The sequence below is a fragment of the Mucilaginibacter sp. OK268 genome, from assembly GCF_900103125.1.
Taxonomy (GTDB): domain Bacteria; phylum Bacteroidota; class Bacteroidia; order Sphingobacteriales; family Sphingobacteriaceae; genus Mucilaginibacter.
In genome coordinates, this window is the sequence record NZ_FNJV01000001.1 from 337,131 (window position 1) to 349,374 (window position 12,244).

Sequence of the window (12,244 nt, forward strand, 5' to 3'; positions counted from 1 at the left end):
TCCTGCTGACAAGACCCGGCACAAGATTTTCCTCCTCATTGATTGCGGATTGGGCTACTAGGCAAATATTCTACCGGCTATACAGGATCTAAAGATGGATGTTCCGGTATGCTTGACCGTACTGTTCCTGCTTTTTAGACCAACGAGTCATGTTAATGAATATCAAACTTCAATTATCTAGTTCAGAAAGATTGCTTGGTCAAAGTGTAACGGAACGCCGTGAGCTCTGTTGCGAACTCGTTCCAATTGCAGAGCCGGAAAGGCGATTTGAAGGTTATTCCTACTCATCCTGATCTACAACTTTAAAAAGAATGGGTTCAGCGAGTTAATAGACAATCGACAGTGAATATGGAAAGTTTATCGAAGATTATTTAGGATCTCCAGCATTTTACCTTTGAACCAAGCCGACTTAGTTAGCGCTGTCTTATCAAGATTGAATGTAGCTAAAAAGGTTTTATCAAAACTCTTTTTATTCTCGTTATCTTTTTTACCCGCCATATCAAAATAGCGATAGAAAACCTCTAAGTCGTCACTTTCCAATGCTTTGATAATTTCAGTCTCTGGCCTTTTGTCCATCACCGCCTTATTATCATCATTTAAATCAAAATAGGCGCTCCTAGATATTTTGTAATCCTGAACGATGGTCATCAGCTTTGCTTTTTTCTGGCTGACCAACTCGGCGATATACGCCTCCCTGTCAAATCCCGCCAACACCTCGGCTATGTTATCGGGGTGGTACAGATAGTTTTCAAAGCAGTAGTAATTCAGGATAAAATAATTGGGATACTTCGTTTGTAAGCTAGATATCTCTTTATGTGTTAAAAAATCGCGGTCCCGTATCGCATATTTATCCTGCTCATTTTTTGCCGATAGGTAAACTGCCCTGGAATCCGCCAGGCCACGAAACTCTATATTGGACAATGCCATCAGGTTATAGTGAAATGCGTTGGATCCTTCGCAATACACGATCTTTTTATGTTCGGCCTTTGACTTTTTCAATCGCTGGATTACCCGTTTTAAATGAGTTTCCCAAACTGCCGAAGAACCATCATATTTGATTGCAGCGATATCCGCAAAACTCTCCCGGACATTTAGCTGCAGGTCATCATATTCCGTTAGGGCAATGATGGCATCAGGCTGCTTATAATCGTCATCGATTTCCAACTCCTCCAAAATATTCTGGCCGCCCCCGGGATCAGGGTCGCCTTCACCAGTTCTTAGCGGCAGCAACATATCGAGGATCAGCAGATCGAATTTTTCCTGCAAAAGGTAATTCTGCGCGGAAATTTGATCGGCAGCAACGACCGTTCTGTTAAGTGTAGCGCCATTGATCATGTCTTTGATCTTGCCAACTTTTATATCATCATCATCCACGATCAAAATCGTGAGCGTCAGTTCCATGGCAGTGCTCATACAGTCGGAAAATTAGCTTTGATCAGATCCGATAGTTCTTTCCGCCACTTTTCCTCCTTGCTGACAAAATATACGGTATCCAGGTAGAAAGGTCCGAACTCTTCCCGCAGTTCATGCTTTAGCGTTTGCAATGTTTTGCCATCTCCATAAACGTCGTAGCCCGTGATCACGATTACCTTTGTTTCCACATCATTCATATCCATCTCATTCAGGATCAGCCGTCCCGCATAGGTTTCGAAGCTGCCCCCGGATTCACCGGCAACTTTTTCGTAAATATGCATGCTCATATCCAAAAGAATAAGATCATATGCCGCCGACATGATCTCCACCAGTCCTGTCTGGTAAGACTTTTTCCAGGTGATCGTGGCCCGCGGTGTTAGCCCATTCAAAAAATTTTCGAGGTGCTGATATTTTAGCTCATCATCCTCAACTATTAGTATTTTCATATTTTAATCCCAGGCATTCAAAAGATACCATAAATTTAAGCCGGTGCCCATCCAGCGAGAAATCAAACTTACTGAGTCTGCGGTCCAGGTCATACCGTAATATTTTCTTGATTTTGGAGAAACCGGTTCCTTCCTCCTTACTGATATTGCCATCCGATAGCGTCCAGTTGGATTTGATCTTTTCGAGTTTTTCCAACAATTCCTGCTGATCTATGGATTCCGAAATATTATTTTCGAAAACAAAATACAATCTCTCATCCGCCTCCGATATTGACATACTCGGCGCCATGGCCTCTATTTTCAGATCAGACCGCTTGATCATGTTCTCCAGAAAATTACGGATAACATCGATGATATGCTGGTGGTATTCGCCCTTAACGGCAATGGAGGTTTGTATATTTGAATCGATCACGAAATTATAGCTCGGGTTAATATTGCTAGTAATTTCCACGCTTGTTTCTGCCAGCATCCGCAACTCGTATTCACCGTCATAACTGCTTTCCGAACGGTTGAACCATTTGATCACATTGCTGAGCAAGGTGAGGATCTCTGTTTGTGAAAAAGTTACGTTGCTCTTTAGCTCGTACAGATCATTGAAACGGGATAGGTTCTCAAGCGCCTGATCCAGGTCACTGATCAAATTCACAAATATCGGTTTGATCTCCTGATCGATCTTATACCTGATCACGGTCAGGCAATCTTCCGTTTTGACCCAAAGCTCGTTAAAACACATATCAATGAATTCCTCGTAACGGTCCACCTTAGAAATAAACAGCGCCAGCAATTCGGTATCGTCCTCGTAGGAATAATCAAAAAGGGCAAAAGGCTTGTCCATTCGCCGCTCGGTTTGGGACTGTATCCATTCCTCTTTCAGCGTGGTCGAAATTTCGTCTACCTTTCTTGAAAAGTCGGCCAGTAGTTCCTGAATTCTTTCGTTACGTTCGCCAGTCAGGCCCAGGCGTTCCTGCCAGTAGTCGTTGTTCCCATACTCACCATCCGTTTGCGCCGTCACTAGATTCAGCCTTTCAAACACGCTCCTGATATGGTTTGGCAGAGTTCCATGCCGGATTCTGGTACTCAAATATGCATCAAGCCCGTATTCGTTGTTGGAGACAAAGTTATCTCTAACCTCCAAAAACATGGTCCTGAAAGAATTATAGACCGGATTATTGTTGAACTTGATCCTTCCTTTACTATCATAATTGACGTAAAGTACTTTCGCTGTCTGCTTATACTCTTTCTGCTCGGTGAACTTTTGAAGGTCAACTGTTCTATAGAAATATTCCCGGGTTAAATAAGCCTCAGATGTAGCCGTATTTAGTTTAGTGACTTCTGCCTTTAACTCAGGCCGTAGGAAACTTGCCTTGATCTTTTCGTCATTCACGTAGACCTTGCCCTCATCAATCCGGCCGATAACCTTACTGATCGCATTTTTTTGTGTCATCAAAGCGATCTCCTGGTTATAACGGACGATATTGTCGCTATCGATCAGCGCCAAACGCTGACAGATACGGATACGCTCTTCGTTGACCTTATAAGAACTCTCCATATATTTGGACAGCTGCATGATATCCGGCACACAAACATCACGCAAAAAGTAAACTAACTTATCTTTTTCAATATTCGTCTCTATCTGTAAAAACTCACTTGGCAAGGTACAGTTATTGGCCTTCAGGAACAGCTCGTAAGCTTGCTTCACCCGGATCTTTTCATTGCTATTGACATTGAAAAATATAGGTAATTCGATCAGCTTCTGCGTGATGCGAATATTTTTAAACTTCCCTTTGATAATCAGGATAACCAAGTTGTTGACGTCCATACGCTTCACCCAATGAGGATTGATCAGGTAGGCCTCAACAAAAATGATCAGGGCGTTGGTGTAATCATCAATACTGACAAAAGCAAAGAACAAGTTGCTCAATACCTCGTAAGAAGCAATGATCGATAAATGATGATTCTTGCTTAGATCTTCGTAAATGGCAATGACATCCTCAAAACGCTTCAGTTGCAAAAGGCTCCTGCATTCGTACAATTTACTTTTAATGTAAGGGACACTGGTAAATTCATGCGCCTCCCTCGCGTTATAATTGCGATAGAACTGATCATACAACCGAACAGTTGCGCTTTCACGATATTGCCTCGACAGCAATTCCATAAACCCCTGCAGCCGTAAAGGCTGACCCAGTAGATTATTGTATAGGCCAGGATTTAAAAACTTTGAATTGAGGCGCTTTAAAAAGCTATAGTCAATATCCGTAGCCCAATCCAACTGCTCGGCGATCAAGGCGTAAAAATGAAGCCCGATAGGCGAATTATTAAACACATAAGAGAGCTTGATGAGATCGATCAGCCCGTTATCGATATTGTCATTCTTGCTATAAATATCATAATAGGTCCTAGCAACCATATTGGCGATACTGTCGTGCTCCGTTATAGGAACCAATTCCAGGTTCTCTTCCACCAGGGATTTCGCATAGATCTCGTAAAGCTCCAGCACGTTACTTTGTTTACCGGATAAATAATCCCTTGCCAAATCCTTGGCAGCCCTGTAATTTCCTATTGTATATTCATCAATGATGCTCAGGACTTCATCGTCAAAATTCATCTGGTCCGAATGTCCCAGCAGCGACAACACCTGGCGGATAACCACATCGTTGACGCTTGCAGCCAACTTTGCAAAAGCCTCTGCGATAAATGTGTCATGATCACTATTCGCCATCAGCACATGCTGGGCAATGCGCAGCACCATTACATAACGGTCGACTATGCTTGCCGTTGTTTCGGTGTATAGAATGTCCGAGTAATTACTATATCTGCGCAGTGAAAAGTAATTTACTTTGAAACGTAGGTAATTCCGGTAACGTTCAGAAAGCCCATACTGGCTTTTGACCTGCATATCCTCCCAGGTGTCGCAATAATCGTTGAACTGAAAAAAAGAATATTTCGCTTCCGTTTTAACGCTGTAAAAGTCACCGATGATCTGGGTCATATTGGCGTTCTTCTCATCAACGTATAAATTACGGGTGTCCCAGTTCCTGGAAGTACCGAACTGGTACTCATCGAGGATCAGGCGGTGTTCTAAAGACCAGTAAGAGATACAGATTTCCCGCTCGATCCGGTCCAGCAGGCTTCGGCCAGATTCAAAATTACCCAACAGCAGGTTGTGCTCAAAATCCTGTTTCAATTCAACAAAAAGATTGATCAGGTCCGATGCACGCAGGATAGCGGCAATCTCCCAGCTCATTTCCTTTTCCAGGGAATCTGAATTATATAAAGGTCTGTCAGCGTTCAATTCCTTGTAAGCCTTCGGCGCATAGTTGCTACCCAATAAGGCCAACTTAACCAGGCCTCTGAACTGGGAGTTCTCCCGTTCGAACCTTTCCAGAATCTTCATCAAAGAACTAAAATCGCCAGCATACAATTTCAAAGACTCGATCAGGGAGCGTTTATTGGTTTTGCCATTAAAGAAATTTGTTTTAAAGACAGCATAATTCATATACAATAATACCATTTTAATATATCAAAATACGAAAAGCCGATTTTCATGGACAAATGGAACAAATTTAATGTAAGTACCATTTTACTGAAATAAGGCAGTTTTTGGACAACACTAATGGAACGAACTGGCCTTTAGTTGTGAAGGGGAAGAAAAAAATGGTAAGCTTAAAAGTATTCCTATCAACGTACACAAACACCAGGTTTACCTACCTCCATGATAGGCTTGAAACAAATTTATGGGTGTAACCTTCAATCATATAAAAACCTAGACATAATATAGTTCCACTTTATGCATTATACGATCAATAAAGGATAACTGAACATTATCAAATACACATATCGACTTATTCATTTGCTATAGCTCGCCAGGATATCTAAAACCAAACTATGTTATAGTTTTTAAATTAAATCTGCATATCACAGCTGTCACTAAAATGCATTCCTTATTTTCTTTATTTCATAATTAATAAGCCCGCGACTTTTTAAAGCTTCGTCCGTCAAATTGTTGCATTGATTGATAAGAACTTCTGAACTTAGCTCTTCGTTGAGAAATCGCCTTAGCTTATTAATGGCAGAGACAGGAATATCATACTCCATCAAAGCTGCGAGGCTGGGTGGTAAAAACGTATGCTCTAATGAGCTGGCAAAAAAACTATAATTTCCAAAAGGTATATTATGTTTTTTTAAAACATATTCCTGTAAATCGGAAATCACGGAAATCCATTTTGGTAACTTGTAATCAAACCAATGCCTCACAATGTTCAGTATAAAAAAGGCCATTGAGTTGATCCTTGTTTGCTGATCAGGGTAGCGTTCAATATAGAAGGGGGCATTGATGATGTCGTTTATCAATGCTGAAACAGATTTTAGCTGACTGTATTTTATGGTTAAAACCGCTAAGTGTGCTGCACTCCGAATATCAGCTTTGTTTTCGCCTGGCTTTAGAAGATTATTCCAAGCCAAATCAATTACAGCCAAAATTTGATCATAAGTTGGATAGGCAGTCCAGTTTAACAAATACTGGTACTGGTAGATATTGGCTTCGATCAGTGCAATAATGTTTAACTGACCATCAATATTAATACTGGAATTTTTCCTTAATACTTTTTTTAAATCTTCATCCAAATTATTAAAGGCATCCAATTTATGTTTTACATTTTTGTCCACGTCTGCATCATCCAATGCAATCAATATCTCCAACGGCGCATTTTCCTGGTCAAACAACGGAATATCTACAAATAACTCCATTTGGTCCGGCTGTTTTTCAAAGCGGATTACATTTCCGATAAAATGTTTATTCATCCGCCCAGAACGCCCCGCTATATTTTTATAGTCGAAAAAATCGATCTGCTTTGTCCCTTTTTCTTTATCGAAAAGAACAACATTTTTTGCTGAAGTGTTGACCCCCTCAATTAGAGTCGATGTACAGAAAAGCCATCTGATTGAGCCGTTGTTAAAAGCATCTACAATGGAACTTCCCAGGTGCCGTGGCAGGGCGCCATGGTGAAATGCCACACGAGATTTAATAGCATCAATAAGAGACCACCTCGGATTGATATTTTGCGCGATCCATTCCAGGATGTCCTGGGTTTCCGCCGGGTTATCAATCCCTAAATTAATCTGATTGTCTTTCTGAATAGCTATAAACTCAATTCCTAGGGTTGTCGCTTTATTAGGTGAGGAACAGTAGATCAGTGTTTGATCATTTAATCCGGACAAGAAATTGAATAAACCTGCTTTTTTTTGCTGCTTTTTTTCAGTCGCTTTAACTTTACCTGTAATTTCCAGGCTTTTCTCATCTACAGCGACAGTTGAAAACTCCGTTGGGAACCAGGTCAGATCAAACTTCTCCTTAAAAGAAACAGGAATATTTTGATCATTGGACCAAGCAAGTAAAACTTGTTTGTGAATTTAAGTAACCTGTTAAATGCCTGATTGAGCGCAATTGCCCTGTCATCGTCTCTGTTCAGACTTAATTTATAAAACTCATCGATCACAAAGAAATCCACGGTTTCAAAATGCTCGTATTCAACAACCCGCTCGCCCGTGAACAGAAAAATATTGTTTTTTTGCTCGTCCGGGCTTTGGTTGGTAGAAACGATAATCTTATAAAATTCCCGATATTTCAATAATTTTTTACGCGTTTCATCCAACAGAGCCAGCGTTGGTTGAATGATCACAATCTGCTTATAGAGCCGACTGGCCACAATTTCCTCAATCAACAGGCTCTTGCCAAAACTGGTAGGTGCACTTACCACAACCGATTTTTTACTCTGAAGTACTACCGACAAATATTGTTGCTCTTCGTGTAAAAAAATATCATCCATAAAAGGAGATTTATGATACTCATATCGGAGCAGCGCACTTGTAGACAAATTTTGTGTATCTAAATAAGGATAAAGACCTGCCGCTTCCGTCAGGTCATTCCAAATGGGTTTGGTATTCTCCTGCAGCCTGGACCAGGCATCCCGTACACGGATGACAATATCACGGCCGTCTCTTTCGTGTTCCTTGCTTCTTAATAATTGGGAGCAATATTTTGAAAGACTGAAGCTATCGTCGTAATCAATAAACTGCGATTCAGATATGAATTTAATGGCTTCAGGAGTGGTTTGAAAGGTCATATCTTTTGCATTAATTTTAGCCTTGCGTCCAATTCTGTGTTTAGCGCATCCTTGTCAGGTACCGGTAAAAGCATTAAAACAATCTCAACATTAACGGAGCCTTTCAACCTGACAAATTCATTATTGAGCTGATTCCACTCAGTAATAAAATCAGAAATACATTGCGGCGTATTGTCATTGTGACCATCAAATACGCTGCTGTTGTAAGTGCATACCATTGGTATAACGATACTGGAAAATATGACATCAAGCCGTTGGTGTTTATCCATCAAAGCCCGCCAATGCTCAATATCGGGAATGTTATTAGGCAGCTTTTTTGAGATTAAACTAAACTCACGACGTAAATAGTCCCCGTTTACGTGTTTGGTAATATCACCAGCCAAATCTCTGATACCACCGCTCCCGGATTTATATAATTTAGATTCGCCCAGCCATAACTTTTTTTCATCACCATTGATGCTGATTTGAACACCGTCAAAACCATGCGCAGGTACATTGTGAGAATCTTTAAAATAGATTTTAGATATTAAAGGTACGGTATTATGAAAATCTCGTAGCAGCAAGTGTAAGATCAGTTCACCAAATTCGCCTCTGGTTTGGTATTTTTCTGTCAGATAAACGGTCTCCGCGGCCTCTTTAAGGCGTTCTATGATTTCGGTGAGGGGGACTTGTTCCCCGCAATGATAGCCCAAGGCAAATTCTGGAATGACATTTCTGATGACATCTACTAAGGGCACAAAACGGAATTTGTTTTGGTCAAAACCGACATAGTACGCTTTAAGCGTAGCGTCAGAAATCTTTTCTTCAAGAACTAAATCAGATTTAAACGGCCGAAGCATTGGTATTACGATATGTGACAGAAGGTTTATTAAGCATACTCTTTTTTAGAATATTTTATAAATATATATAATAAACATCAAAGTCCATATTTTCAGCACACTACGGCTTTTTTACACTCAGCGTCAATATCAAATAAAAAATAAGTTCTCAATAAAGCCGATAGCCAAAAAAAGTGTTGATTAAAACGCTGTCGACAATTTTCTAATTTTTAGCTATCACTAACGGCTACACGACTTCCCGTAAGGGCTTTCAATCGTGTCTTTTTCCGCAAACCTATTACCAGGTCCAGCGCCAGGCCATGATCTACCGCTAACAGCTGGCGGACACGCCCCAGTTCCTGGTAGTGGCCGTCCGTTTCCATTTGCTTAATTTTTACTTCTGTATTCAGGGAGAACAGCGCTAATAGTGTCGCTGCATACGCCAGGTAGCTCCAGCTTTCATTTGCCAAAGCCAGCAATGCGCGGGCTTCATCGGATGCGTCCGCCGCGTTTGCTGCTTTTGCCAGATTTTTCAGCTTCTTACCCAGCAATCCTGCCGCCGTTTCCAGTTCAGTTGTTGTATAGTTGCCGGGCTTCATGCCGTATAAGGCTGCCAGCACCGCTTCCGCGCCCGGCACCTGTCTTAATTGACGCAAAGCCTGTAGCATCGCACGGATCTTCGCATCCACTTCATCTGTCACCAGCCTCTGCACGATTACCGGCAACTGACGGTCGTTTACCGCCAGTTCCAGGATATTCCGGAAATAACGGATTACATCCCGCGGTAAACCGCCCGCGAGGCAGAAAGCCAGCGAAAAGAATGGCATCGGCTTGCCCACTATACGGCGCTGAAGTAATAATTGTGTAGCGGTCAGGTTCAGGTAATCCACGTAAACAATACTGTCAAAAGAACTGTCGAACACATCCCGGAACGGCATACCCCGTCGCTCAAAACTGTTCATCGCATTTTCGGATACCGAGATCAGGTAAAACACCCGCGGGATACCGAAGACCGATTTGATCTCATTCAGGAATAATTTGGCATCCTCTTCAGAAGCCATTTTATCCAGCTCATCAATCCCGATGATTACCTGATAGTCTGCCGTGCACTGTACAAGGAACTCCGTAAAAGCCGCTATAATCTCCGGGTTGCTCAGCTGCTTTTCTGCGAGGGTCATAGCCCTCGATAGACTGCCTTCTAAGGCCACCGGCAATTTCAGGCTTCCCGACCAGCCTGTTGTATAGCTTTGCTGAAATTTCAGCTTTTTGAGCCAGCGGAGTGCAGATTCAGGCAGTTCCGGGGAACGATTTCGTAGCGCCTCCCGCCTCCGCTTGACCTGGTCAGTCCGTAGCATCGCCCGGATGACTGAGAAAAAAACCATAATTCCGCTGCGGTCACGCTTACCAAAAACAAGAAAAATAAATCCCATGCCGATTAACAGCAATGCTATATTAAAAAGAGTGACGGGCGCAGCATCGCTTTTGCTGACCTGGTAGGTATAAAAACCAAGAAAGGATGTGGTCGAATCCGGCCGCGCGACAGATGCAGTGTCCACTGCGGCTTTCATTTTAACTTTATTTGTATCACTACCCGCAAGCCGCTTTTTAAGATTATTCGCTACCGTAGGTTTCACCTGTATACTGTCCGCTTTGCCTTTTACCTGTGCCTTCGATTTAAGCACGGAGTCGGCCATTGCCGCTTGCCGTTTTCCGATGGTGGTATGTAGCTCCTGGTGCCATCTGTACAAGGTTACTGACATGATCAGCAAGAGTAGTCCTGTCAGGATAGACAAAACCGGCAGGTAGCTCCAGATCCAAAGTCGTGAGGAACGGAAAGGCTGTTCCTGATTGCGCCGCATTTCATCCTCAAAGATGTCCGCCGGCATCCGGTCCGTATCCTTCAGCACACTCAGACAAACTGCAGAGAACAGGTACAGAATAAACTCCCGCGGATCATACTTTACCGGCGCCAACACCATAGTCGCCAGTACCTTTTTTTCCTTTAACTGGCTAACCGCCCGGTTAGGCCCGCAATAAGTCTGGATTAATGTGCTCTTGCCCGCTCCGCGTGGACCCGCGATACCTATACTGCCTCCGGGCATATTGTCAAACAGGAAATCCAGTTTTTGCTTCGCCTGGGAATCGATTGTTTGACTCACATCGATCACCTCGGCCAGACCTTTACCTTCGATATGGGCGAGCGATAAAGCATAAGACGGCGTAATCCGCTCATTTATCATTGCCCGAATCATTTCCAAGACTCCCTTATCTCGCAGGTTGGCATCCGCCAGCGTAGTCAGATCGGCATGCTTAGTTTGCCAGGACAAATAGTCATTATATCCATCGGGCCCGGTCATTCGCTGTAAAAAACGTCCGTTCCACTGTTTGATGACTAGGTAGACCATCCATTGGAAAGCACGGTAGAAGAAGACCAGGACACTAAATAAAATCAGACCTGCAAACCAGCTCCGAAGAGCAGAATAGTCCCAGCGGAAGGTATCCTCACCGCCCGGTAAATATCTGGTTAGCCAAACAATAATCGGGAACAGTACGAAGGTTACTACTAAAGACATAAAAAGCGGGATCAGCTTTAGCCGGTAGGCTTTCACATAGCGCACTTTCGGTTCACATAGATATTTGTCATTGGCCGTTTCGAACTGGGCGATCCTCTGCTCTAGTTTGTCCAGCTCCAGCAGATCGCTTGTAGCCGTTTCCCAGATCTTGTCCGCAGCATCTAGCAGCGCCCGGCGAATGTCGCCCAGCGAGAGCTGGCCTTCCGCCATCCCCCTGGAGATGGCCGGGTCCTGCAAGCAGTCTTCGGCCAGTTTCGCTAAACGCTTGTCATCTTTGTAAGGTTCCATTATAAAAGGATAAGGTCTTTAAAAGTAAGCATTTGCCCAACAAAAAAAAGAAGACCTAGCTAATGGGATCAGACAGGTTGATAAGCAAACTCAGCCTGTTTTTAATGTGCTCACTTTCTTATCCACGATATTTGATGGTCATATCTTATCGGGCTTAAAACCAGTCTTTCTTCGTTGTAGTGGTTCACTCTTTTTGTCAATTAGTTCATCAAGATAACGAAATACTATTTCCATATTTTTATCTTGACTGTTGACCTTGGATTTAATTTTTTTGATTTCGAGTAATACCCTTCGCCCTCCGCTCCCTTTCTTTGACATCACAATTTGTGATGTCAAAGATGAATATTCATTTTCCGAAAGCTGAAACATGAAGTCAGGCGGGAATCGTTTTAGATTTCTATTTACTGATTGATTTAAAACACGCGTTTCAATATTGTATAATTCCGCCAAATCGCTTGCCAGCATTGTTTTATGCCCACGGATATAATAGATTTTATTCCTGATGAAATCATCAGGAATAAATTGATTTTCCATTTTTTTAGATTGAAAGGATAAGATGAGAATAAGCTCTATAAGGTGCTATT

Annotated in this window: 8 protein-coding genes; all 8 read right to left on the reverse strand. The window is 42.4% G+C overall.

Translation table 11 applies throughout. The features are described 5' to 3' along the window. Window positions 1-357: 357 nt before the first annotated feature. The 8 genes from BLR84_RS01495 to BLR84_RS01530 all read right to left on the reverse strand — a co-directional run bounded on the left by BLR84_RS01495 (window position 358) and on the right by BLR84_RS01530 (window position 12,194). A complete protein-coding gene (locus BLR84_RS01495) occupies window positions 358-1,413 on the reverse strand; it encodes a response regulator (RefSeq protein ID WP_090463338.1) in 1,056 nt (351 codons plus the stop codon). After that, window positions 1,410-1,859 carry a response regulator gene (locus BLR84_RS01500; RefSeq protein WP_090463341.1) on the reverse strand — a complete coding sequence of 150 codons (450 nt, stop codon included), beginning with the start codon at window positions 1,857-1,859 and terminating at the stop codon, window positions 1,410-1,412. The genes BLR84_RS01495 and BLR84_RS01500 overlap by 4 nt, the downstream gene beginning before the upstream one ends. Next, complete coding sequence (locus tag BLR84_RS01505) at window positions 1,840-5,355, reverse strand: hypothetical protein (RefSeq protein ID WP_090463344.1); 3,516 nt, start codon at window positions 5,353-5,355, stop codon at window positions 1,840-1,842. The genes BLR84_RS01500 and BLR84_RS01505 overlap by 20 nt, the downstream gene beginning before the upstream one ends. 431 nt (window positions 5,356-5,786) lie before the next feature. Further along, the gene (locus BLR84_RS01510) at window positions 5,787-7,076 is read right to left on the reverse strand and encodes a helicase-related protein (protein WP_176851912.1); all 1,290 of its coding nucleotides are present in this window, start codon (window positions 7,074-7,076) and stop codon (window positions 5,787-5,789) included. Between the two features lie 116 nt (window positions 7,077-7,192). After that, window positions 7,193-7,981 (reverse strand): DEAD/DEAH box helicase, encoded by a 789-nt coding sequence (locus BLR84_RS01515; protein WP_090463349.1) that lies wholly within the window; start codon window positions 7,979-7,981, stop codon window positions 7,193-7,195. Then, complete coding sequence (locus tag BLR84_RS01520; protein WP_090463352.1) at window positions 7,978-8,820, reverse strand: HamA C-terminal domain-containing protein; 843 nt, start codon at window positions 8,818-8,820, stop codon at window positions 7,978-7,980. Before BLR84_RS01520 ends, BLR84_RS01515 begins: the two co-directional genes overlap by 4 nt. Before the next feature lie 209 nt (window positions 8,821-9,029). Continuing rightward, window positions 9,030-11,660 (reverse strand): hypothetical protein, encoded by a 2,631-nt coding sequence (locus BLR84_RS01525; protein WP_090463355.1) that lies wholly within the window; start codon window positions 11,658-11,660, stop codon window positions 9,030-9,032. Between the two features lie 138 nt (window positions 11,661-11,798). After that, window positions 11,799-12,194 carry an ORF6N domain-containing protein gene (locus tag BLR84_RS01530; RefSeq protein ID WP_090463359.1) on the reverse strand — a complete coding sequence of 132 codons (396 nt, stop codon included), beginning with the start codon at window positions 12,192-12,194 and terminating at the stop codon, window positions 11,799-11,801. Window positions 12,195-12,244 lie beyond the last annotated feature (50 nt).